At 70.4% G+C, this 22,877-nt stretch carries 20 protein-coding genes; 11 read left to right on the top strand and 9 right to left on the bottom strand.

Annotated features, from left to right (window positions below; translation table 11 throughout):
* Positions 1 to 3 precede the first annotated feature (3 nt).
* On the top strand, positions 4 to 600 hold the full coding sequence (locus OHA25_RS28075; protein WP_327590445.1) for a TetR/AcrR family transcriptional regulator: 597 nt from the start codon (positions 4 to 6) through the stop codon (positions 598 to 600).
* Here the strand turns inward: OHA25_RS28075 and OHA25_RS28070 are convergent.
* The 4 genes from OHA25_RS28070 to OHA25_RS28055 form a co-directional block, all read right to left on the bottom strand.
* The gene (locus tag OHA25_RS28070) at positions 589 to 1,389 is read right to left on the bottom strand and encodes a hypothetical protein (RefSeq protein ID WP_327590444.1); all 801 of its coding nucleotides are present in this window, start codon (positions 1,387 to 1,389) and stop codon (positions 589 to 591) included. The genes OHA25_RS28075 and OHA25_RS28070 overlap by 12 nt on opposite strands.
* A 74-nt stretch (positions 1,390 to 1,463) precedes the next feature.
* Positions 1,464 to 1,763, bottom strand: coding sequence for a DUF4193 domain-containing protein (locus OHA25_RS28065; protein WP_020542847.1), 300 nt, complete (start codon positions 1,761 to 1,763; stop codon positions 1,464 to 1,466).
* A 310-nt stretch (positions 1,764 to 2,073) separates the two neighbouring features.
* Entirely contained in the window at positions 2,074 to 3,342 is a 1,269-nt protein-coding gene (locus OHA25_RS28060; protein WP_442942206.1) for a sensor histidine kinase, read from the bottom strand.
* Between the two features lie 38 nt (positions 3,343 to 3,380).
* Positions 3,381 to 4,034, bottom strand: coding sequence for a response regulator transcription factor (locus tag OHA25_RS28055; protein WP_305922372.1), 654 nt, complete (start codon positions 4,032 to 4,034; stop codon positions 3,381 to 3,383).
* 234 nt (positions 4,035 to 4,268) lie between these two features.
* Between OHA25_RS28055 and OHA25_RS28050 the strand changes: the two genes are divergently transcribed.
* Positions 4,269 to 4,433, top strand: a complete 165-nt coding sequence (locus OHA25_RS28050; protein ID WP_305922371.1) for a hypothetical protein — start codon at positions 4,269 to 4,271, stop codon at positions 4,431 to 4,433.
* A 49-nt stretch (positions 4,434 to 4,482) separates the two neighbouring features.
* On the opposite strand, the gene OHA25_RS28045 is transcribed toward OHA25_RS28050, so the two are convergent.
* The gene (locus OHA25_RS28045) at positions 4,483 to 5,307 is read right to left on the bottom strand and encodes an inositol monophosphatase family protein (protein WP_327590442.1); all 825 of its coding nucleotides are present in this window, start codon (positions 5,305 to 5,307) and stop codon (positions 4,483 to 4,485) included.
* Positions 5,304 to 7,280, bottom strand: a complete 1,977-nt coding sequence (locus tag OHA25_RS28040) for a S9 family peptidase (RefSeq protein WP_327590441.1) — start codon at positions 7,278 to 7,280, stop codon at positions 5,304 to 5,306. The genes OHA25_RS28045 and OHA25_RS28040 overlap by 4 nt, the downstream gene beginning before the upstream one ends.
* A 57-nt stretch (positions 7,281 to 7,337) precedes the next feature.
* Here OHA25_RS28040 and OHA25_RS28035 point away from each other — a divergent pair, with 57 nt between their 5' ends.
* Positions 7,338 to 8,288 (top strand): ferrochelatase, encoded by a 951-nt coding sequence (locus OHA25_RS28035; protein WP_327590440.1) that lies wholly within the window; start codon positions 7,338 to 7,340, stop codon positions 8,286 to 8,288.
* On the opposite strand, the gene OHA25_RS28030 is transcribed toward OHA25_RS28035, so the two are convergent.
* Complete coding sequence (locus tag OHA25_RS28030; protein WP_305922367.1) at positions 8,279 to 9,445, bottom strand: lytic transglycosylase domain-containing protein; 1,167 nt, start codon at positions 9,443 to 9,445, stop codon at positions 8,279 to 8,281. The two genes, OHA25_RS28035 and OHA25_RS28030, sit on opposite strands and share 10 nt — an antisense overlap.
* 93 nt (positions 9,446 to 9,538) lie before the next feature.
* Between OHA25_RS28030 and OHA25_RS28025 the strand changes: the two genes are divergently transcribed.
* The 5 genes from OHA25_RS28025 to sepH all read left to right on the top strand — a co-directional run bounded on the left by OHA25_RS28025 (position 9,539) and on the right by sepH (position 15,580).
* A complete protein-coding gene (locus tag OHA25_RS28025; protein WP_305922366.1) occupies positions 9,539 to 10,741 on the top strand; it encodes an MFS transporter in 1,203 nt (400 codons plus the stop codon).
* A gap of 54 nt (positions 10,742 to 10,795) precedes the next feature.
* Complete coding sequence (locus OHA25_RS28020; RefSeq protein ID WP_327590439.1) at positions 10,796 to 11,518, top strand: polysaccharide deacetylase family protein; 723 nt, start codon at positions 10,796 to 10,798, stop codon at positions 11,516 to 11,518.
* Positions 11,519 to 11,565: 47 nt separating this feature from the next.
* Positions 11,566 to 12,843, top strand: coding sequence for a D-arabinono-1,4-lactone oxidase (locus OHA25_RS28015; protein ID WP_327590438.1), 1,278 nt, complete (start codon positions 11,566 to 11,568; stop codon positions 12,841 to 12,843).
* 96 nt (positions 12,844 to 12,939) lie between these two features.
* Positions 12,940 to 13,152, top strand: a complete 213-nt coding sequence (locus tag OHA25_RS28010) for a hypothetical protein (protein ID WP_327590437.1) — start codon at positions 12,940 to 12,942, stop codon at positions 13,150 to 13,152.
* Between the two features lie 163 nt (positions 13,153 to 13,315).
* Positions 13,316 to 15,580 (top strand): septation protein SepH, encoded by a 2,265-nt coding sequence (sepH, locus tag OHA25_RS28005; RefSeq protein WP_327590436.1) that lies wholly within the window; start codon positions 13,316 to 13,318, stop codon positions 15,578 to 15,580.
* Positions 15,581 to 15,667: 87 nt separating this feature from the next.
* Here the strand turns inward: sepH and OHA25_RS28000 are convergent, their stop codons facing one another.
* Positions 15,668 to 17,287 carry a PH domain-containing protein gene (locus OHA25_RS28000; RefSeq protein ID WP_327590435.1) on the bottom strand — a complete coding sequence of 540 codons (1,620 nt, stop codon included), beginning with the start codon at positions 17,285 to 17,287 and terminating at the stop codon, positions 15,668 to 15,670.
* Entirely contained in the window at positions 17,284 to 17,805 is a 522-nt protein-coding gene (locus OHA25_RS27995) for a PH domain-containing protein (protein WP_327590434.1), read from the bottom strand. The genes OHA25_RS28000 and OHA25_RS27995 overlap by 4 nt, the downstream gene beginning before the upstream one ends.
* A 560-nt stretch (positions 17,806 to 18,365) precedes the next feature.
* On the opposite strand from OHA25_RS27995, the gene OHA25_RS27990 reads away from it, so the two are divergent.
* The 3 genes from OHA25_RS27990 to OHA25_RS27980 all read left to right on the top strand — a co-directional run bounded on the left by OHA25_RS27990 (position 18,366) and on the right by OHA25_RS27980 (position 22,871).
* On the top strand, positions 18,366 to 18,908 hold the full coding sequence (locus tag OHA25_RS27990) for a YbhB/YbcL family Raf kinase inhibitor-like protein (protein WP_327590433.1): 543 nt from the start codon (positions 18,366 to 18,368) through the stop codon (positions 18,906 to 18,908).
* 216 nt (positions 18,909 to 19,124) lie between these two features.
* On the top strand, positions 19,125 to 20,552 hold the full coding sequence (locus OHA25_RS27985) for a hypothetical protein (protein WP_327590432.1): 1,428 nt from the start codon (positions 19,125 to 19,127) through the stop codon (positions 20,550 to 20,552).
* Between the two features lie 75 nt (positions 20,553 to 20,627).
* Positions 20,628 to 22,871, top strand: a complete 2,244-nt coding sequence (locus tag OHA25_RS27980) for a bifunctional SulP family inorganic anion transporter/carbonic anhydrase (RefSeq protein ID WP_327590431.1) — start codon at positions 20,628 to 20,630, stop codon at positions 22,869 to 22,871.
* Positions 22,872 to 22,877: the final 6 nt, after the last annotated feature.

The raw sequence follows: 22,877 nt of genomic DNA, 5'->3' as shown, positions 1-22,877 counted from the left end.
CATATGGTTACCCCCATCTCCACCCCTTCGCGCCGGCGCGGACATGATCCCGAGTCCGTGTTGTCGATCGCCGTGGGCGTCTTCAACGAGCGCGGCTACGACGGGACGAGCATGGAGGACCTGGCCAGGGCGCTCGGCGTCACCAAGTCGGCGATCTACTACCACGTGCCGGGCAAGGAGCAGTTGCTGGCGCGGGCGCTCGAGCGGGCGCTGGACGGGCTGTTCGAGCTGACCGCCGACGAGCGGGCGGCCACGGGCCCGGCGATCGACCGTCTGGAGTGGGTGGTGCGGCAGAGCGTGCGGCTGCTCATCGACCGGCTGCCCTACGTGACGCTGCTGCTCAGGGTGCGCGGCAACAGCGCGACCGAGGTGGCGGCGCTGGAGCGGCGGCAGGAGTTCGACGTTTTCGTCGGCGGGCTGGTCAGGGCCGCGGCGGAGGAGGGGACCGTCCGCCCTGACGTGGACCCGGCGCTGCTGACGCGGCTGCTGTTCGGCACGGTCAACTCGATCGCGGAGTGGTATCGGCCGGTGCCGGGCGCCTCGGCAGAGGACCTGGCCGACGCGCTGGTCAAGATGGCCTTCGGCGGCCTACGGCGATAGCTCGTCCCGGCGCGGCGGCGGGGGCAGCCTGCCGCGCAGGTCATTGCGCACGGCCTCGGCCAGCCTCTTGGTGGCGGCCCTGTTGAGCGCGCCGCCCGCGACCGCCCCGGTGAGGAACGGGCCGAGCGTGGTCAGATGGCGGCCGAGGGTCCGCAGGAGGCGGTTACGCAGGGCGGTCTTGGCGGCCGCGCCGAAGGCGAGGGAGACGGACGCGGGAGCGAGGGGGTCGATCCCGCGTTGTCGGGCCCAGGCGGAGGTGAAGACGAAGGCGCGCTGGGTGCCGGTGCCCTCGACGCGTACGCCGTAGACCTCGTGCAGCTCGGCCAGGAGTTTCACCTCGATGGCGGCGACGACGATGGTCTCGGCGACGAGCTGCGCGGGGGCGGAGAGCAGGAGAGGTGGTGCGGCGAACTCGGCCGCCGCGAGCGCTCCGCCGATGGCGCCCACCGTCATCGTGGCCTTCTGCGCCGTGCGCACCAGGTCGTCGGCGAGTTGCTCGCCGGTCAGGCCGTGATGATGCTCGGAGAGGGTGTGCAGGTCGCGGATCGGAATGCGCGGGGCGATGTTGAGGAAGACGTCTGCCAGCCAGCGGCCCCGGCCCGCGCCGGTCACGCGTGCCCTTTTCGCTCCCGCGGACAGAGCCTGGGCTAGACGGCCGAGCAGCCTGCGCCGCTCGGCCGGCTCGAGCTCACCGGGCTCGGCGAGCTTACCGACGAGCTCGCCGACCTCTTTGTCGGGGTCGGCGATCTCGTTGCCCGGTTGTTGACGGTCGTTCTCCGGTACGGCCACGCGATGCCTCCGTCCTCATTGTCGACCGCTCAGGGTTCGCCGGCTCGCTGCTGTCGTACCCTGAGCCACGGCGATCAGGCGGCGCACTCCCGGCAGACCTGCTGGCCGTTCTTCTCAGAAGCCAGCTGACTGCGGTGGTGCACCAGGAAGCAGCGCGAGCAGGTGAACTCGTCGGCCTGGCGGGGAATCACCCGCAGGGAGAGCTCTTCATTCGACAGGTCCGCACCGGGCAGCTCAAGCGACTCGGCCAGGTCGGTCTCGTCGATGTCGATGCTGCCAGACGACTTGTCGGTGCGTCGCGCCTGCAGTTCCTGGAGACTGTCCTCCCCCAGGTCGTCGTCTGTCTTGCGCGGGCTGTCGTAGTCGGTAGCCATTGTGCTTACTCCATCCCCCTCATCTATAAGTCTTCGCGCTCGTTGCGCGCTCTACTAACGTCCAGGAGACCCATCTTGTGCCCGTTCCGCCCGGGGAGATTTCCCATGGGTACCCCGCCGGAACGGACAACGAACCTCCCAACACGTCAGGGCCTGCTGCCGTCGGCAATGGTTAGCCAAATATGGCGAAACCCACAGCCTTGGCGCCATGCACCACCGTGTTCGACGGCACATCCAACCACATGTACGGCGAGAACGAGACTCCCCCCGTCCATCAACACGCTGACGAACGTTCCAGGACCAACCGCGGTCAGCGCCTCGGCAGCCGAATCGTCACCACAAGTCCTCCGCCATCTCTGGGCACGGCGGCCACGTTTCCGCCGTGCGCCTGTACGACCGCACGGACGATGGACAGCCCGAGACCCGCTCCCTTGGCCGAATCCACGCGATCGGCGTTGAGCCTCCTGAACGGCTCGAACAGGCTGTTCACCTCGTATGCCGGGACATGTTGCCCCATGTTGGCCACCTGAACAACCAAGACACCGTCCACCATTCCCGTCCGGATCCAGACTTTTCCATTTTCAGGAATGTTGTACTTGACCGCGTTCTCGAGCAGGTTGCTGACGGAGCGCTCCAAGAGCACGGGATCGCCTATGGTAGGCGCGCTGACCAGTTCGGTCGTCAGGGTGACGCCGTGCTCCTCGGCGAAGGGCGTGAGCTGTTCCACGGCCGTCTGAGCGACTTCCCGGACGTCGACCGGTTTGCGTACGGCGAGTTCGCGCTCGCTCCTGGCGAGCAGCAACAGCCCCTCGATGAGCTTCTCGTTACGCGCGTTGACTTCCAAGAGGGTACGGCCGAGCGCTTTGAGATCCTCCGACGCCTCCGGATCCGACAGAGCGATCTCCAGGACCGTCCGGTTAATGGTGAGAGGGGTGCGCAATTCGTGGGAGGCGTTGGCCACGAATCTGCGCTGGGTGTCGAAGGCGATGTTGAGCCTGGTGAGCATGGCGTCGAAGGTGTCGGCCAGCTCCTTCAGCTCGTCGTTGGGGCCCTGCAGGTCGATGCGCTGGTGGGCGAGCGTGCTCTCCGAGAGCTTGCGCGCCGTGGTCGTCATCTGCGCCACCGGCCGCATGGCCCGGTCGGCCACGAAGTAGCCGAGGATGATCGCCAGGATCCCGACGCCCAGCAGCGCCATCAGCGAGCTGCTGAACAACGTGCTCTGGGCGTTCTCCACGGCCCGCTCCCTGGCCGCGCTCCACCGGTTCTGCATGATCGCGGCCGAGATCGCGTCGAGCTGGGAGGTGTCCAGCGGCAGCCACGCCTCCGCGATCGCCCTGCCGACGATGGCGTAGATCGAGTAGAGCAGGGCGGCCGCGGCCACGAAGAACAGCAGGCTGTAGGCCATGGTCAGCCGCCAGCGGATGCTGACCCGCTCCGGGAGCGCCTTCACCCGCTCCATCGTGGTGCGCTGGACCGGCGTGTGCTCAGGCGGCGGCGGTCCGTCCCAGGCGGGCGGCCCGCTGGGCGGCGGCGCCTCCTCCACACGTGCTGCTTTGCGCGCCGAATGCGGGCTGATCATCGGATGCGTCGGCCCGGTCTGGCGCTCTGGCCCTTCAGTCACAGCTTGTACCCAACCCCGGGCACAGTCTCGATCACCTGAGGCTCGCCCAGCTTCTTCCGCAGCGTCATCATGGTCACCCGGACCACGTTCGTGAACGGGTCGATGTTCTCGTCCCACGCCTTGTCCAGCAGGTCCTCCTGGCTGACCACGGCGCCCTCGGCGCGCATCAGCTCTTCCAGGACCGCGAACTCCTTCTTGGTCAGCACGACCTCCCTGCCGTCGCGCTCCACCAGCCGCTTGCCCGGGTCCAGCCGGATGCCGCCCCGTTCCAGCACGGGCGGCAGGGCGGGCGCCGAGCGGCGGCCGAGCGCCCGCACCCTGGCCACCAGCTCGATGAACACGAACGGCTTGGCCAGATAGTCGTCGGCCCCCAGACCGAGCCCCTCGACCTTGTCGTCCACGTCGCCCGACGCGGTCAGCATGAGGATCCGCGAGGCGGAACGCTGCTCGACCAGCTGCCGGCACACCTCGTCCCCGTGCACGACCGGAAGGTCACGGTCCAGCACGATCACGTCGTAGTCGATGTAGGAGGTCCGCTCGAGCGCGCCACCGCCGTCGTAGGCCACGTCCACCGCCATGGCCTCGCGCCGCAGCCCAGTCGCGATCGCGTCGGCGAGCACCCGCTCATCCTCTACCACCAGCACGCGCACGCCTGATACACCTCTCTCCGATTCTGGGCACTCATTCTGCCCACAGCCTCGATAAGCGCACGGTAAGGCATGTTCAGGGGTTGGTGACGGCCAGGGGAGGCGGGGCACAGAGAAATTCATGTTTCGGAGGGCGATGAGCCGGGGTATGCCTGCGGGACACCCATTGCCAGGACATCGACCGGCAATGGGCGCCTATCGCCCGGACACGGACCGAACCCCTAGAGAGAAGGTGAGATGGGCGAGTTCACGACCACGATCGAACACCGCCTCGACCAGGCTTATGAAGGCCTTCGGGAGGCCCGGAGCGTCGGCGACGAATACCTCGCCGACACGCTCACCGCCGAGATCGAGGACCTGCGCCGACTGGCGGACGATCACGGCATCGCGTTGCCCCGCTAGCCACGCGAAACGGCCGGAGCCCCTGGCTCCGGCCGTTTCCCCTGTCAGCTCACGCGTCGCGCTCGGGATCCAGCGTCACCAGCAGGTCGTGCAGCTCCTCGAACAGCCCGGGTGCGGCGCAGACGGCGAACTCGGGGCTCACCGGCTTGCCGCGCAGCCCGCCGAGCCTGGCTCCGGACTCGGTCGCCACCAGGCCGGCGGCGGCGTAGTCCCACGGGTTGATGCCGCGCTCGTAGTACGCGTCCACCCGCCCGGCCGCCACCGAGCACATGTCGATGGCGGAGGAGCCGCCGCGCCTGATGTCACGCACCCGAGGCAGCACCGCCGCCACCACCTGGCCCTGCACCACCCGCCTGGCCGCCCCGTAGCCGAACCCGGTCGCGACCAGCGCCTGCGCCAGCGGAACCCCGGTGTTGCAGCGCAGCCGCTCGCCGCCGAGCCAGGCGCCCTCGCCGCGCGCGGCGGTGTAGACCTCGCCGCGCATCGGGTTGTTCACCACGCCGGCCACGACCTGGCCGCCGACCTCGACGGCGATCGACACCGCCCAGTCCGGCAGGCCGTACAGGAAGTTGACGGTGCCGTCGACGGGGTCGACGATCCATCGGACGTCCGACTCGCCCGGCGCCTCGCCGCCCTCCTCGCCGAGGATGCGGTCGCCGGGCCTGGCGGCCTGGATGCGCGCGCGGATGAGCTCCTCAGAGGCCCTGTCCAGGGCGGTGACCACGTCGGTGGGGCTCGACTTGGTCTCGATCTCCTCCGACATCGTGGGCCGCTTGGCGAGCAGCATGTCCCCCGCCTCGCGGGCGATGTCCTCGGCCAGTCTCAGGAAGTACGAAGGCAGCGGAACTCCCGAGCCCATGAGATCAGCCATCATGCCACCGAGTCCGGGCGCTTCCACTCCTGACCGAGCACGTGCTGGCCCAAGAAGGCGAGCACGGTCTCGTACCAGGCGACGATGTTGCCCGGCTTCAGGATCCAGTGGTTCTCATCGGGGAAGTACAGGAACTTCGCGTCGACCTCGGTGCGCCGCAGGTCCCACCACAGGCGCAGGGCCTCGCCGATCGGCACGCGGTAGTCCTTGTCGCCGTGGATCACGAGCATCGGCGTGGTGATCTTGTCGAGGGCGACATGCGGGGACAGCAGCTCGTATCGCTCGGAGCCGGGCGCGCCGAACTCGCGCTGCCAGTACATCGGGGCGTCGGTGGTGCCGGCGAACTGGTCGAGGTTCCACAGTGAGGCGTGGGTGACGATGGCCTTGTAGCGGTCGGTGTGGCCGGCGAGCCAGTTGGCCATGTAGCCGCCGAACGAGCCGCCCAGCGCGGCGATGCGCTCGCTGTCGATGTCGTCCCTGGCCAGGGCCACGTCCACGATCGCGTCGAGGTCGGCCTGGGTGCGCGGGCCCCAGTTGCCCCAGCCGCGATCGATCATGTCCTGACCGTAACCGGTGGACAGGCACGGGTCCGGCATCAACACGGCGTAACCGTGCTGGGCCATGATCCAGGCCTGCCAGCGCCACTGCCAGTCGTTCCAGGAGGCGACGGGGCCGCCGTGGATGAACAGCAGGAACGGCGCCGGATCGGCGGCGGAGGCGCCTTCGGGCAGCGCGAGCCAGCCGCGGATCGTCGCGCCGTCGTCGGCGGTGGCCGAGATCTCGGTGAGCGTGCCGCGTACGTCGGGGCGCGGCGCGGGCGAGGGCAGGTCGGTGATCTCGCCGGTGGTCACGTCGATCCTGGCGGGGGCGGGGGCGAGGTTGACCGCGCTGCGCAGCGCGTACACGAAGCGGCCGTCGGCGGAGGCGTTGAGCCCGATGTAGGCGGCGTCGTCCCGGGTGAGCCTGGTCACTTCCCCGTCCTGCGGGACGCGGAAGATCGGGCGGCGCCCCTGGTGGTCGGCCGCCACGTAGATGGCCGAGGAGTCCGGCGCCCACTCGAGGTCGCCGGGGAACAGGTCGGGCGCGTAGGCCTGGCCCTCGCCGGTGGCCAGGTCGGCGATCCACAGCTCGTTCCTGGCCGAGACGTCCCACCCGGTGTGCCGATCGCGGGCGCAGGCCACGCGAGTGCCGTCCGGGGAGATCGCCATGGGGCCCTCGAAGTCGTGCGCGTCGTCGCTGAGCAGCGTGCGCCGCTGACCGGTGGCCACGTCGATGACGACGAGGTCGGTACGCGTCTCGCCCTTCGGCAGGTAGGCCCGCCACGTGGTGATCACACCGGCGCCGTCGGGCGTCAGCTCGAACGCGGCGTCACGCAGCGCGTCGCCCGCGTCGGGCGTCAGGTCGCGCACGTCCTCCAGCCGGTCGCCGCCGAGCCGCGCGGCGAACAGCCGGGTGCGGCCGGGGCCGAGGTCGTGGTCCCAGTAGCGGACCGGGTTGCCCTCGTGCAGGATCGCGCTGATCCCGGCCTCCTTGCGGTCCTTGCGCTTGTCCTCCTCGGCCGCCTCCTCGCCGTCCAGCACGTCGGCGGCGAAGACGACCACGTCACCCGCGGTGCGGATCCCGCTGATCCCGCCGGGCCTGGTGGCCACCTGCCGGGACTCGCCGCCGGCGCGGGGCAGCAGCCAGAGCGCGGGGACCTCATCAGTGGAGTCCTTGACGGTGGGGTCGGGGCGGGCGGAGGTGAACAGCACATCGCCCGTGGCCGTGAAGACGGCGGCCGACTCGCCCTTGGCGGAGCGGGTGAGGCGGTAGGGCTCGCCGTCCAGCGGGATCGCCCAGAGCGCGGTGCCGTACGACTTGCCGTCGGGGTTGAGTGACTGGACTGTCGAGATCAGCCTGGAGCCGTCAGGGGAGAGCCGCAGCGAGAGAACCCGGGGAATGGCCACATATTCACGTATGTCGGTAAATGCGCTCACTCACCCGAACCTACCGCGCGCCCGGGACTATGAGCACTCCCGAATAAGGTGGGTCACGTGGGAGATTACGACGCTCTGCTGGTCCTGTCGTTCGGCGGCCCCGAGGGTCCCGACGATGTGATGCCGTTCCTGGAAAACGTCGTGCGCGGCCGCGGCGTGCCGCGCGAGCGGCTGCTCGAGGTGGCCGAGCACTACCAGAGCTTCGGCGGGGTCAGCCCGATCAACCAGCAGAACCGCGACCTGGTCGAGGCGCTGCGCCCGGTCGTGGACGTGCCGGTCTACTGGGGCAACCGCAACTGGCACCCGTTCGGCGAGGACACCGTGCGCCGGATGAAGGCCGACGGGATCCGCAAGGCGGCCGTCTTCCCGACCTCGGCGTTCGCGGGCTACTCCAGCTGCCGGCAATACTACGAGGACATCGCCAGGATCTCCGTCGAGGACGGTCCTGAGCTGATCAAGATGCGGCATTTCGGGGACCACCCCGGGTTCGTGGCCGCCATGGCCGACCACACGCGGGCGGCGCTGGAGCGGCTCGGCCGTGACGACGCCAGGCTCGTGTTCACCGCGCACAGCATCCCGGTGTCGATGGCCGAGACCGCGGGCCCGTCCGGCGGCCTCTACGAGGCGCAGCTGCGCAGGAGCGCCGAGCTGGTCAACCAGGAGCTCGGCCGCACCGGGCCGTGGGACCTGGTGTGGCAGTCGCGCAGCGGCCCGCCGCAGGTGCCGTGGCTGGAGCCGGACGTCTGCGACCATCTGCGCAAGACGGAGGCCCACGCGGTCGTGTTGGTGCCGATCGGGTTCGTCTCCGACCACATGGAGGTCGTCTACGACCTCGACACCGAGGCGAGGGACGTGGCCGCGGAGATCGGCCTGCCGCTGGAGCGGGCGGCGACGGCGGGCACGCACCCGCGGTTCGTGCGGATGGTGCGCGAGCTGATGGACGAGCCCGAGCCGGTCCCCTGCGCCCTCACCTGCTGCCCGCCGCCCCGCCGTCGCCCTCAGGCGTAGGTGCGCGCGTAGGCCTCGGCGATGCCCATGACCTTGTTCACGTAGTCCCAGGAGTGGTTGTAGAACCAGATCGCCTTGCGTAGCTTCTCGCCGCCCTTGCCCGCGCCGTTGGCGCACAGGTAGTTGGCCGCGCCCGGCACCGCGTCGTACGGGCTCCAGATGTCGGCCTTGCCGTCGCCGTCGCCGTCCACGCCGTAAGCCTTCCAGGTGGCGGGCATGAACTGCATGGGCCCGAGCGCGCCCGCGCTGGACGGGCCGTTGTTGCGGCCGTGGCTGCTCTCGACCTGGCCGATCGCGGCGAGCACCGTCCACGACAGTCCGGGGCAGCGGGTGGCGGAGGCCTTGTAGAGCTCGAGGTAGCTGCCCGGGCGGCCCACGTTGACCGTCTGCGGGCTCGGCTGGTCCCGCTTCGGGGCACGGGCGGCCGAGTCCAGCATGACGACCTGGGCGTCCTTGCCGAGCACCTTGCGCACCCCCGACTCGCTGATCGTGCCTGGCTTGCCGTGCAGCAGCACCGCGACCCCCGGCGCGAACCCCAGCGACCTGCCCAGGTCGGCGCCCACCAGCCCGTCCACGCCGCGCAGGCCCAGCGGGGCGGAGGCGGCGACGCGGAGCGTGGGACCGCCGTCCACCTGGTACATGGCGCCCAGGATCATCCCGAACCTGCTGATCGCGCTCGTGTCCGCCACCAGCTCTCCCCTGGCCAGCGCGCTCCACACGGCCGGCTGGTCGGCAACCGGCTGCGGGGTCCACGAGCGGAAGTGGGCCGGGTCCACGGCCAGCAGGTTCAGCGCGGTGCCCGAGACCTTGACCGCGCCCGCGTCGACGACGGTCACCTTCTGCACGTGCTTCAGCTCGCCCAGCTTGAGCCTGGTCTGCTTGGGCACGGCGGACGGGGCGATCGCCAGCACCCGCGGCGGGGTCGAGGTGACGCCGGGCCCACCGGCGCCGAAATCCTTGACCGGCTCCGCGTGGGGTACGAGCTGGTCGAGGCGGGGGGCGGCCGTGGGCTGACGGGTCGGCCTGCGTACCGGCTCCTGAGCGGTTTTGAGCAGGTCACCGTCCAGGAACACGACGATTCCACCGGCTGCGGCGGTGACCGCCAGCACCGCGATGACCATGAGCATGACCGCACGGAAGGTGGGAAGACCGGACACTCGGGACACGTTAGTCCAGCCAGCCAAATATCCACTTGCTTACCGGACATCGGTTGCGCAATGGTTAGCTGGCGTAAGTAAGGAGGAAACAGGGTGGTCGGGCCTTACCGGGGGCTGTTCAATGGGCCTGGCATCAAGGCGTTCGTGCTCGCCGGATTTGTCGGGCGCATGCCGATGTCGATGATCGGGATCGGGATCGTCTTACTGATCTCCGCGCTCACCGACAACTACGCCACCGCCGGCGCGGTCGCCGCCACCACCAACGTGGCCTTCGCCATCGGCGCCCCGCTGTCCGGGCGACTCGTGGACCGGTTCGGGCAGAGCCGGGTGATCCCGCCGTTCGCCGTGATCAACGCGCTCGGGCTGGCCGCGCTCCTGTTCAGCGCCGGCCTGCGACTGCCCGACTGGACGCTGTACGCCTCCGGCCTGGTGGTCGGGGCCACGTCGCTGTCGGTGGGCTCGCTCGTGCGGGCCCGGTGGTCGGTCATCCACGGCGGCTCCAGCAAGCTGCACACCGCCTTCGCCTTCGAGTCCGTGGTGGACGAGGTCATCTTCGTCACCGGTCCCGCCCTGGTCACGGTGCTGGCCACCGGGGTGAGCCCGTACATGGGCCTCGCCGTGGCGCTGGTCTTCATGTTCGTCGGCTGCCTGGCGCTGGCGACGCAGCGGCGTACGCAGCCGCCCGTGCAGCCGGCCAGGTCCGGGGGCGGCACGCCCATCCTGATCCCCGCGATCGCCCTGCTGTCGTGCGTCTACCTGGCGATGGGGGCGGTGTTCGGGTCCGTGGATCTGATCACCGTGGCGTTCGCCGAGGAGGAGGGGGTGAAGGCGGCCGCGGGGTTCCTGCTGGCGTCGTTCGCCGGCGGGTCGATGGTGTCGGGGCTCTGGTTCGGGTCCAGACATTGGCGGATGTCGCTGCAGGGCCGGTTCGTGCGGGCGCTGGGCGTGTTCGCGCTGGGGCTGGTGCCGATCGTGTTCATCGGTGACGCGCGGGTCATGGCGGGGGCGCTCTTCCTGGCCGGGTTCGCGATCTCGCCGACGCTCATCACCGGGTTCTCGCTCACCGAGCGGCTGGTGCCGCCGTCGCTGCTCACCGAGGGCATGGCGTGGATCTCCACCGCGCTGGGCTTCGGGGTGGCGATCGGTGCGTGGGCGGGCGGCCGGCTCACCGAGATGTACGGCGCGTCCAACGCTTACATCTTCAGTTTGGGCGCCGCGTTCCTCGCCGTGATCGTGGGACTTGGAGGTTCGGGTTTCCTGAGAGTCCCCGAGGCACCTTCACCCGCGAAGAGTTGATCCGCTACCGTCGGGACATCCCTCGCAACATCCATCACTATGGAAGCTTTATTCATGTCCCGACAGATCAGTTCACTTCTCGCAATCGCGGCTGTATGCGTCACCCTCACCCCATCGCCCGCGTTAGCCCAGGCGCCCAAGAAGGCTCCGGTCGACTGCACGCAGGTCAAGTGCATCGCGCTGACCTTCGACGACGGACCTGGCAAGTACGCGGGCGTCCTGCTCGACACGCTGAAGAAGCACAACGCCAAGGCGACGTTCTTCCTCGAGGGCCAATACGTGAAGAGCCGCCCCACCTACGTCAAGCGCATGGTCGCCGAGGGCCACGAGCTGGGCAACCACAGTTACAAGCATCCTGACTTCACCAAGATCGAGCCCTGGGACGTCAGGGCCGAGATCAAGAAGACTCAGGACGAGGTCAAGAAGGCGGCGGGCGTCGAGCCCAAGCTGCTGCGGCCGCCGTACGGGATGGCCGACCTGACGGTCTCCGACATCGCCGCCGAGTTCGGCATGCCGATCATCCTGTGGACCGGCGGCTCGGAGGACTGGAAGACCAAGAACGTCGAGTCCATCAAGAAGAAGACCCTCGAGGTGGCCAAGCAGGACGGCATCATCCTCATGCACGACTGGGTGAAGCAGTCCGTCGAGGCCATGCCGTCGATCATCAAGACCCTGCAGAACAAGGGCTACCACCTCGTGACGGTGTCCGACATCGTCAAGAAGGAGAACCTCGAGCCCGGCGACATTTTCCCGGTTCCCGCGGGCTGGGAGAACTGAGTATCGTTCACGTTCACTGGAACGAGACTCTTCTTTAAGGGGCGCTCATGGTCTTCACGAACTGGGCGAAGAACCAGTCGGGCAGCCCCGCCGAAGTGCGTGCTCCGGCGTCCGTCGCGGACGTCGTACGCGCTGTGCACGACGCCGCCGCCTCCGGGCGGCGGGTCCGCATGGTCGGCACGGGCCACTCCTTCACCGGGGTGGCCCTCACCGACGGCATCATGTTGCGCCCCGACGCGCTGACCGGCATCAGGTCACAGGCGGACGACCGCGTCACCGTGCTGGCCGGCACCCCGCTCCGGGCGCTGAACGAACTGCTCGGCGAGCATGGGCTGGCGCTGGCCAACATGGGCGACATCACCGAGCAGACCGTCGCCGGCGCCATCCAGACCGGCACCCACGGCACCGGACGCGACAGCGGCGGGCTCGCCGACCAGGTCGCCGAGCTGGAGCTGGTGCTGGCCGACGGGTCGGTGGCCACCGCCTCCCCCGGTGACGACCTGTTCGACGCGGCCCGGGTGGGGCTGGGCGCGCTCGGGGTGGTGACGGCCGTGACGTTCCGGGTGGAGCCCGCGTTCCTGCTGCACAACAGGCGGCGCAAGATGGCGCTCGGCGAGATCCTGGACTCCCTCGACGAGCTGACCTCCGCGAACGAGCACCTGGACTTCTTCTGGTTGCCGCACACCGACGCCTGCCTGGTCAAGACCAACAACCGGCATCCCGGTCCCGCGTCACCGCCGAGCGCGGTCAAGCGCTGGCTGGAGAACGTGTTCCTGGAGAACACCGTGTTCGGCGCGGCCTGCGCGACCGGGGCCCGCTTCCCCGGGCTGATCCCGCGGATCAACGTGGCGAGCGCGGCCGCGCTGGGGGATTCCGAGTCGGTCGACACCTCGTACAAGATCTTCACGGCGCGGCGGGACGTGCGCTTCCTTGAGATGGAGTACGCCGTGCCGCGCGAGCGCCTGGCGCAGGCGTTGCGCGAGACGCGGGACCTCATCGACCGCATGGGGTGGATGATCACCTTTCCTGTGGAGGTGCGGGTCACGCCGCCCAGCGACGCCTGGCTGTCCACCGCGTACGGGCGGGCCTCGGCGTACATCGCCTGCCATATCTACCGCCCGACGCCGAATCCGGCGTACTTCGAGGGCGTGGAGGAGATCATGGTGCGGCTGGACGGCCGGCCGCACTGGGGCAAGCTGCACACCAGGGACGCCGCTTACCTGGCCAAGGTCTATCCGCGCTTCGCCGACTTCGCCGCGCTGCGCGACCGGCTCGACCCGCGCCGCCTGTTCACCAACGACTACCTGAATCTGGTGCTCGGCTAGGGTCGTCGTTGTTTCGGTAAAGAACTGCCTCGCGAACGGCCGGGAACGCGTGTCCGGCCTCCCGGATGACACGCGCGGCCTGCACCCTCGTCACTCGTGCCCCGACGACTCGGCCTGCCCTCCGTATACCTCGCCGCGGCCGTGGCGACGGCCGCCACGACCGCCGTCCCCTTGGCCATGACGCCTGTTTCAGGACTCGCCCTGCGCCCCGTCGCCGCCGAGCCCGACCGGCCGGTCGACGCCACGGGCGCGATTCGCCAGAACCCAGCCAGGGCATTTAACCTCCTCATGCGCAACGGCGGGCTCTAGAGGCATGGATTCGTCAAATGTGACTGGCGTCACATCGCCCCGGGGCTATCCCAGGAAGGCGATGTTCGGACATGCCGGGTACGGTGCTGGCAGGCAACCGGCACACGCGAGAGACTCAAGGGTCCGGGGGAAGAATGGCGACGACGCTGACGAAGGGACTCGCATGCAGGAGCTCCGACTCGTCGCGGTGAGTGAGGACGGCACCTACCTCGTGCTGGCGACTGCCGGGCGAGGTACGCGCTTCACGCTTCCCGTGGACGACCGGCTCCGTGCTGCCGTCCGCGGCAACTTCTCCCGTCTCGGCCAGTACGAGATCGAAGTGGAGAGTCCGTTGCGCCCCAAGGAGATCCAGGCCCGCATTCGCGCCGGTGAGACCGCAGAGGAAATCGCGGCGACCGCCGGCATCCCGGTCGAGCGCGTGCGCTGGTTCGAGGGGCCGGTGCTGCAGGAGCGGGAGTACGTCGCTCAACAGGCGCAGCGGGTCGCTGTGCGCATGCCCGGCGAAACCGCGCCGGGGCCGACCCTCGGCGATCTCGTCGCCGAGCGGCTGACCAGACGCGGCGTGCCCACCGACGAGATCGACTGGGACTCCGCCAAGCGCGACGACGGGCTGTGGCGGGTCAAGCTGGGCTACGTGTGGAACGGTCACACGCGGCACGCCGAATGGCTCTTCGACCCGCGCAAGCGGCATGTGACGCCGTACGGCGACGAGGCCATGCGGCTGTCGTCGGCCGACTTCGACCCGGAGCCGCCGGTCGTCGAGGACACGACGGTGACACCGTTCGCGCCGCGCGTGGCCAAGCTGCAGCCGGTGCCGCCGCTCGCCTCCGACGCCGTGCCGTTCCCATCGGCGCGGCGCGAGCCCGAAGAGCCGGCGGTCGGCTACAACCCGCCGCCCAGGTCTTCGGAGACCGGTTACACGCGGGCCTCGGACGGTCCATCCCGCGAGGCCGCTCCCTTCGAGCGCGCCGCTCCGCCCCGCGACGTGGCCCCTCCATCCCCCGAGACCACACTCCGCCACGAACCGCCGTCTCGCGAGAGCACCCTCCGCGAGGAACCGCCGTCCCGCGACGGCTCCTTCCGCCCGGACTCGCCATCGCGCGACGACTCCATCCGGCCTGAGACGCCTGCCCGCGAAACCGGTCATGCCCGCCCCGGCGAGACGGCCTCGCGTCGCGGCGGGTCTTCGTCGTGGCTGCCCGACTTCGGCTCCGGCCGTTCAGCCGAGCGCGACCCGGGCGAGCACGACACCGACTCCATCTACGCTCCTGCCGTCCCTGCGGACGTCCGCCCCGCTCCTCAGGCATCCGCCGAGGAGCCGCGCGCCGTCGCGGAGGGGCATGCTGCCGCCGGCCAGCACACCCCGCCGCAGGCGCAGGCTCCTGCGGACGCCACCGGCCTGTCACAGGAGCCGCCTCCCGCACAGCAAGCAGTGACCGTCCAGGAGCAGCCGGTCACGGCGTCTCAGCCTGCCGCGCAGACCGCCGCCGTCGAGTCGGCCTCCGCCTCGGCAGCCGCCGCACAGGCTGCGGCGGTCTCGCAGACGGCACCCGCAGCCGACACGGCGCTCGAGCCCGAGACGACCGGCCGGCCGACGACCGAGAGCCAGCCGACCCTCGACCCGCGCCCGACGGCCGACCGTCAAGCGACCGGCGACGGCCAAGCGACCAGCGACGGCAAGTCGACCGCCGACGCTCGGCCAGCCGCCGACGGCCCTCCGCCCGCCACGGAAAGCCAGCCGGCCACCGAAAGTCAGCCGACCACCCAGAGTCAGCCAGCCGCCCAGAGCCGGCCGACGACTGAGAGCCAGCCAGCCGCCGAAAGTCAGCCGGCCACCGAAAGTCAGCCGCTCACCGAGGCGCCGGTCGCCGACGACGATCGACCGGTTCCCGCTGCCGAGGCCGTTCCCGCCGCTCAACCAGCTGCAATGACGCCCTCCGACGTCGCGCCCGTCTCCGAGGCGTCCGCGCCCGCTGAAACCGACGCCACCGCCCCACCGGCCACCGCCTCACCCGGCGCGGACGCTGCCGAGCCCGCGGGTGCCACTGCTCCGGCGGCGGACGTCACGGCCGAGGACCCAGGCGCTCCCCAGCCCACGGAGGCCGGCGCTTCTCAAGCCACGGAGGCCAGCGGTTCCCCAGCCGCGGAGGCCGGCGGTTCCAAGGTCGCGGAGGGTAAGCCGGGCGAGTCGAAGCAGGTGGCGAAGGAGACCAAGCCGCCTGCGCCCAAGCCGAAGCCCGGCCCCGCCGCGCCCAAGGTGCCGGCCGCCCGGGCAGGCAAGGACGAGGCCAAGGAGGAGCAGGCCGTGCCGGTGCCCTCCCCGCCGCCTGCGCCGGCCGCCCGGCAGACGCGCAAGGGTTCCCGTGGCCGCCGGGCCTCGGTCCCGACCTGGGACGAGATCATGTTCGGCGCCCGCCGCCAGGACTGACCTCTCCACCGACCCGCCATCGAGGCCTTCCGCCGGGCCATTGGCCTGGCGGTGCCGTGTTCAGGGCGTGATGCGCGCGGCGGCGGGTCAGACCAACCCTGTGGGCGGCGTCCGAGGCTTGGCGGAAGACGGGGGCTCTGGGGGTGCCGGGTTCAGGAACGGGGCGAGCCACTCCGGGGTCACCTCGGCGGGAAAGCCCGCCCCTTGTGCCTCCGAGACGTCGAGCGCCTCGTACCCGCCCTTGCCGGCCCCGACGCCGGCGATCAGCGTGAGCACCCCGGCCCGCCGCTGGAACCACGTCTGCCGCAGCCGCCACCCCACCACGGCCCGGCGTTCGACCACGGCCTGGGACCGCCGCAGCGAGCCCGACCGCACCGCCACCCGCACCCCGTCGTAGCCGTGCCCCAGCGACGCGTACCTGTCGAGCCCCAGCGGGATCCCCACCCCGGCCAGCAGCAGCGACAGGACCAGCAGGATCCACCACACCATCATGCCGGTCGCCCACGCCGCCACACCGCTGACCAGCGCGATCATCGCCCACGGGAAGACGGCCCTGAACAGGCGGCGGTTGCGCGCCACCGGCGGATGACGGCGTAGCGCGGCCGTGTAGGGACCGATCGCGTCCCCGGTCACCTGGTGCGCGACCGGGCGCGGCACGTCGGGCAGCAATTGCCCTCGGGTCTCCGAGTCGCCGAGCCCCGTCACGATGGCCCACACACGCACGACCCCGGCCCACCGCTCGGCGAGGCCGTCCACGATCTCGTAGCCGCGCACCCGCGCCGACTCCAGCGACACGCTGCGCCGGTTGATCAGCCCGCGTTCCGCCACCAGGTAGCCATCGCGGCGTTTGAGCTCGAAGTTCCAGTTGAAGACCGCGTACATGAGCCCGCCGAGGATGGGCATCGCCATGACAAGCAGCACCGCCGCGATCAGCAGCAGGTAGGGGCGGTCCCAGAGCCATTGGCCCACGTTCCAGGCGGCGTCCCGGCCGAACCCCAGCTCGTCCCCCCACTGGAACGCCAGCCCCACGGCGCCGCCGGCCAGCGCGAACGGGGTGAGCAGGTATGCGCCGGACAGCGGCCCGTACAGCAGCCACCTGCGCGGCACCCTGACGATCGCCCGCTCCGCGGGCCCGGCCGCCGCGGTCTCGGGCACGGGACCTTCCTGCCGGGCCGCGCGCCGCAGCAGCAGCGCCTTGAGCCGGTCGGCCTCCTGCCGCGTGACCCCGTCGAGCTCGGCCTCCTCGTCACCTCCGCTCGCACCCGTGTCGATCTTGAGTACGGCCAGGCCGAGCAGGCGGTGCATGGGAGGCGTGGACACGTCGACGCCGCGGATGCGCTCCAGCGGGATGGTACGGACCGAGCGGCTGATCAGCGACCGTTTCGTCTCCAGGCGGTCCCCGGCGATCTCGTAGGTGAAGGTGACCCACCGGACAATCGCGAACACCACGGTGCCGACGATGCCGAGCATGGCCCAGCCGTACGACCTGGCCGAGAAGCCGCCCACGAACAGCACGCCGAGGAGGGGCAGGAGCAGCGAGGGCAACATGCGGACCGGATCGATGAGCAGCACCTTCGGGCTCAGCCGCAACGGCGCCCGGACGGGGAGAGGAGGAGGCGCCGGCTGCCCGTCGCCTGCCGCCCGCGACGTGTCGCCCGTCCCGTCGCCGGGCGCGGAGTCGCCGCGGGGCGGTCCGGGGTCGGTCATGTGGCGTCATCCCTGAGCGCCTCGGCCCGGTGCGCCAGCTGCTCGGCCAGGCCCGCCGCCACCTGGTAGTCCAGGCCCTTGATCGTCGATGAGCCGGCATGGGACGCGGTGCGGATCTCCAGCGTGGCCAGCCCGAGCATCCGCTCGAACCACCCTTGCCCCTTGTCGACCGTCTGGATGCGGCTCACGGGCACGAAGACCCACTCCCTGGTCAGGAACCCCGACCTGGCGTAGACGACGTCGCCTGAGAGCTCCCAGCGATGCACGGCGTAGCGGACGAACGGCTCGGCCACCAGGAACGGCAGGGTCACCACGACTACGGCCAAAGGCAGCAGCCAGGAGTTCGCGGCGAACCAGTCCGGCACCCACGACCACCCGCTGCCGCCGACCCACCGCGACACCAGCAGCGAGCCGCCCAGGAAGAACACGAAGGCGACCAGCGCCTCGAGCAGCCACAGGCGCACGGCCTTGGGCGAGACGCGGTTCGCCGGATCGCGTAGCGGGCCTGTTGACGTCACAAGGCCAGCTTAGGCCGCCGTTCCAGCGAAGTGATCGGCCCGCGGGGGCGGTAAAGATCCGGCGAGCGCGGCGGCGTGTCTGCCCGCCGGGGCCGAGGGCCTGGTGCCATGCTCGGTGGCGGCCGGCCGCAGGCTGTCGAGCAAGGCCGCGTCGGCGGCGCCACGTTCGTGCCATCCAGGCCCGGGGCAAGCGCGGGACCGCACCGCAGCGCGAGCGCCTCACGTAACGTGGCAGCCGCCGTCCGCACAGCTGGCGCACCTGGTTTTTGCCGAGGATCACGACCGAAACGAGTGTCCGTTTTGTCGGGTCGCTGTGCGACATCTCGCCCGCCGTTCCGTCCCCGCGACGCAGCAGGCCAGGGAGGGTCCCCCGGCCCGCCCCGATTCGACGCGACGGGTGGGGCGCAGGACACAGGTGTGGTCAAGCTCACTCTCCAGATGCCTCCATTCTGGCTGATTTCGGATCCTTTACCGAGCACGGACCATCGAGAAACGGTCTGTGCACCGCCGAGATCCGCGTAGCATCGTCCGGCATGGGGCTGTGTAACACGGCATCACTCGTGCGACGCATCGCCGTCAGTGTGACGACGGTGGTCGCGGCGTTCGCGCTGTCAGGTTGCGGCAGTTTCATCGGCAGATCCCAGGCCCAGGAGATCGCAGAGATCAACGTCTCGAGCCCGGAGTTGCGCGACGGCAAGCCGCTGCCGCGTCAATACTCCTGCCAGGGCGGCCAGGTCAGCCCGCCGCTGCGCTGGTCGAGCCAGCCGCTGTCCGAGGCCAAGTCCATCGCCATCGTGGTCGACTCGCGAGCGTCGTCGAAGGCGACCGTGAACTGGGTGGTCTACAACATCCCGGCGACCACGACCGAGCTGGGCCCCGGTGCCTCCGAGGACCCCCCGGACGACGGGATCAAGCAGGCGAGGTCGACCAACGGAAAAGTGGGTTATGACCCTCCATGCGACCCGGGAAGCTACCGCTTCACGGTCTACACGTTGAACGGCAAGGTCGACGTCCAGGAGGGCGACCCGCTCCCCACGATCTTGAAGCAGATCGCGGACCAGACCATAGCCCGCGGCCGACTCACAGCCGTTGACATCGAGTGAGAGACCGAACACCGCAGGTAATACGGTGTACCAATTCTTCACGTAGGGTGTGACAACGCTCATAGTGGTCCGACACAATCAGATCCAATTGTTAGGCATTGGTGATCAAAGGGGGCAGGTCGCGTCGATGGCCGCGCGATCTCACCGATGCCAGAGGGAGGCCATGGCTTTGAGGGTGGTGCAATGACTGCGGTTATCGTAAGTTTGGTCGCCGTCGTGCTCCTCGTGCTCGTCGTCGTGGCACTGGGCATGCGTTCGATGAACAGGCGGGAGAGCTCCTTGCCTCCGGAACGGCTGAAGGAGATGGCCGAGAAGGAGGAGCAGACCCACGCGCGCTCGACGGACGAGTTCGCCGCGCACGAGCCGCGGATGAACAATTTCAGTCCTGACTTCAGCCCCATTGACGCGCCCAAAGCGCCGAAACCGGTGCGGACCGGCCAGCGTGGCAGGCGTGGCGTCGACGAGTGGGGCAACCCGACCTCGGACGACGAGGACGAGGAGTTTTGGGCCAACATCCGCAGCGACGCGGAGCAGGGCAACTTCGGCGCCGGCGGCACCGTGGCGGCCAGAAAGGCCGCGGCCCGTCCCGACGACCGGCAGCGAGAGCCGCAGCGCGCCGCCGAACCCCCGAGCCGCCCTGAGCGGCGCAGCGAGCGCAAGGCCGCGCCGCAGCCCGTGGCCGCCGTGGACCCCGACGCGACCACCGTCCAAGCCCCGCTGCCGCAGCGCCAGGTTCCCGCGGCCGCCGCGGCGTCGAACCTCGCCGACCTGGTCGAGCCCGCCAAGCGCGCCACTCCCTCGCAGGCCGACCTGGCCGATCAGCGCACCGTGACCTTCGCGGCCCCGACGGCCGACGTGATGAGCATCCTCGGCTTGGGCGCCCAGCCGGTCGTCCCGGCCTCCCGCCCCGCCTCCCCGGCGAACGGCAGCGGGTCCTTCCCTGCCGCGAGCCCGACATCCAGCGGCTCGTTCCCCGCCGCGAGCCGGACATCCAGCGGCTCGTTCCCCGCCGCGGGCCCGACATCCAGCGGCTCGTTCCCGATCGCGCAGCCCGCGCCCATCCACGGCGCCCCGACGAGCGACCCGTTCCCCGCCTACAACGGTGCGGCCGACCCGCTCGAGACCACCTGGACCACCCCGCCGACGCCCACCCCGTCGGGTTCCTGGCCCGCCAGCCCCTCGCCGGACATCCTGGACGACCCCGCCCCGGCGGCGGCCCCCTCCTACGACTTGGGGACCTCCTGGCCGGCGTTCGAGCAGCCCGCTAGCCGCTCGTCCTACCCCACCTCCTACGAGGTGCGCCCCGGCTGGGCGGTGGCCGACGACTCCGACCCGCTGACCGGCCCGACCCCCGACACCGGCGCCCCGACCACCCCCCGCAGGGCGGTCTCGGCCAACCACGACGACATGTTGTCGGCGCCGACGCCCCTGCCCTCGTACCCCGCGTACGAGACGGGCGACATCACCACCACCCCCGGCGCCGCGTGGCCCGAGCCGCCGGCGCAGAACGGCGCCCAGTCCACCTGGCCGGGATACGGCGGCGACATGTTCGGCAACCAGTCGCAGGCCTCCCCCGGCAACGGCAACGGCGGCGGTCACCGGCGCCCCTCGGACCCGGACTATCCGCACGACTACTACCGCTGATCATCGGCGCCATGAATACGTAAAACCCATGTGACGCAGCTAAAGCGCGGAGGGTGGAGCGTTAGGGTTTGCTCCATGTTCCGCGACACGAAGAGTAGCTGGCTGGGCACCCTCCGGCATGACGTGCCAGCCTCGCTCGTGGTTTTCCTCGTCGCGGTGCCCCTTTCGCTGGGCATCGCGATGGCCTCGGGGGCGCCGCTCGCCGCCGGGCTGATCGCCGCCGTGGTCGGCGGGATCGTGGCGGGCGCGCTCGGCGGCTCGGCCGTGCAGGTCAGCGGGCCCGCCGCCGGGTTGTCCCTGGTGGTCGTGGATCTGGTGCACACGTACGGGTGGCGGGCCACCTGCATGATCACCTTGCTGGCAGGAGCCGTGCAGCTCGTGCTGGGGGTCTTCAAGGCGGCCAGGGCGGCGCTCGCGGTGTCGCCGGCCGTCATCCACGGCATGCTGGCGGCGGTCGGTGTGATCATCGCGCTGTCCCAGCTCCACGTGGTGCTGGGCGGCAGCTCGCAACGTTCGGCCGTGGCGAACCTGATGGAGCTGCCCGGGCAGATCGCCGACCTGCACGGGCACAAGGTCGCGGTCGGCCTGCTCACGATCACGGTGCTGGCGGCGTGGACGCGACTGCCCCAGAAGGCCAAGGTGATCCCCGCGCCGCTGGCCGCGTTGCTGGTGGCGGCGGTCACGGCATGGGCCTTCGGCTGGGACGTCACCCGGGTCGACCTGTCCGACAGTCTCACCGAGTGGGCCTTCCCGGTGCTTCCGCAGGGCGACTGGCACCTGGTCGTGGCGGCGGTGATGCTGGTGGCGCTGCTGGCGGGGTGCGAGTCGCTGCTGTGCTGCGTGGCGGTCGACGGCCTGCACGGCGGTCGCCGTGCGGACCTCGACCAGGAGCTGACCGGCCAGGGTGTGGCCAACATGGTCACCGGCGCGCTGGGCGGCCTGCCGGTCGCCGGGGTGATCGTGCGGAGCACCGCGAACGTGCACGCCGGAGCGCGCACACGCGGCTCGACGATCTTGCACGGGGTGTGGGTGCTGGTGTTCGCGCTCGGGTTCGGCTGGACGATCACGCTGATCCCGATGGAGGCGCTGGCGGCGCTGCTGGTGTTCATCGGCGTGCAGATGGTGAACCTGGGCCACGTCAAGAAGGTGCACGGCCACGGCGAGGTGCCGGTCTACGTGGTGACGCTGGTCGCCGTGATCCTGCTCGGGCTGGCCGAGGGCGTGCTGGCCGGGCTGGCGCTGGCCGCGCTGCTCGCGCTGCGCCGCCTGACCTGGGTCACCGTGCTGAAGCACGAGGACAGGGACGGCCGGATGCGCGTGACGATCTCCGGGTCGCTGACGTTTCTGGGCGTGCCGCGGCTGACGCACGAGCTCCGGGCGCTGCCCGCGGGCACGCCCGTGGACCTGGACCTGAACATCGACTTCATGGACAACGCCGCCTTCGAGGCCATTCACTCCTGGCGGCTGCACCACGAGCGGATGGGCGGCACGGTCGACATCGACGAGCTGCACGAGGAGTGGTACACGCTGGCGGCCAGTGGGGTGCGCATGTTCCCGGTGAAGTCGCCGCCGGTGGCGCCGGACCGGTGGTGGCTGCCGTGGACGCACCGCCACCGCCGCCTCGGCGGCCGCACCCCGTCGTCCCACGGCGGGGTCACGCAGGTGGAGTGCCAGCTGACCCGCGGTGCGCGCGAATACCACCGGCGTACGGCGCCGCTGGTGAAGCCCATCTTCACCGAGCTGGCCCGCAAGCAGCAGCCGTCGCATCTGTTCATCACGTGCGCGGACTCCAGGATCGTGCCGAGCCTGATCACCGCCAGCGGGCCCGGCGACCTGTTCACGGTGCGCAACATCGGCAATCTGGTGCCGCGCAGGGGGTCGGAGCCGCACGACGACTCGGTGGTGGCGGCGATCGAGTACGCGACGCAGGTGCTGGGCGTGCACACGATCACGGTGTGCGGCCATTCCGGGTGCGGAGCCATGGCGGGGCTGCTGAGCGCGGGCGTGCAGGCGGGCAGCCTGCCGGGGCTGCGACGGTGGCTGCGGCACGGCCACCACAGCCTGGCCACGTTCATCGAGACCGAAGGCGATCGGCTGCACAGCGGGGCCCTGGATGTGTTGTGCCGGGTCAACGTGCAGCAGCAGCTGGAGAACCTGCGGACGTACCGGAAGGTGGACGAGCAGGTCAGAGCCGGGAAGCTGCAGCTCGTGGGGTTGTTCTTCGACATCGCGACGGCCAGGGTGCACCTCGTGCCGCCGCTGCGCGCTACGCCCTCGGTGAAGACACATGATCGAAGGGTTCTCGCAGGCGAAGAATGAACCCTT

It is taken from the genome of Nonomuraea sp. NBC_00507, assembly GCF_036013525.1.
Lineage (GTDB): Bacteria > Actinomycetota > Actinomycetes > Streptosporangiales > Streptosporangiaceae > Nonomuraea.
This window is presented reverse-complemented; position numbering and strand designations above follow the sequence as displayed.

Coding starts and splice junctions, on each gene's coding strand:
- OHA25_RS28075 (WP_327590445.1), top strand. CDS start 4: ATGGTTACCCCCATCTCCACCCCTTCGCGCCGGCGCGGACATGATCCC.
- OHA25_RS28065 (WP_020542847.1), bottom strand. CDS start 1,763: ATGGCTACCGACTACGACAGCCCGCGCAAGACAGACGACGACCTGGGG.
- OHA25_RS28060 (WP_442942206.1), bottom strand. CDS start 3,342: ATGATCAGCCCGCATTCGGCGCGCAAAGCAGCACGTGTGGAGGAGGCG.
- OHA25_RS28050 (WP_305922371.1), top strand. CDS start 4,269: ATGGGCGAGTTCACGACCACGATCGAACACCGCCTCGACCAGGCTTAT.
- OHA25_RS28045 (WP_327590442.1), bottom strand. CDS start 5,307: ATGATGGCTGATCTCATGGGCTCGGGAGTTCCGCTGCCTTCGTACTTC.
- OHA25_RS28020 (WP_327590439.1), top strand. CDS start 10,796: ATGTCCCGACAGATCAGTTCACTTCTCGCAATCGCGGCTGTATGCGTC.
- OHA25_RS28015 (WP_327590438.1), top strand. CDS start 11,566: ATGGTCTTCACGAACTGGGCGAAGAACCAGTCGGGCAGCCCCGCCGAA.
- sepH (WP_327590436.1), top strand. CDS start 13,316: ATGCAGGAGCTCCGACTCGTCGCGGTGAGTGAGGACGGCACCTACCTC.
- OHA25_RS28000 (WP_327590435.1), bottom strand. CDS start 17,287: ATGACCGACCCCGGACCGCCCCGCGGCGACTCCGCGCCCGGCGACGGG.
- OHA25_RS27980 (WP_327590431.1), top strand. CDS start 20,628: ATGTTCCGCGACACGAAGAGTAGCTGGCTGGGCACCCTCCGGCATGAC.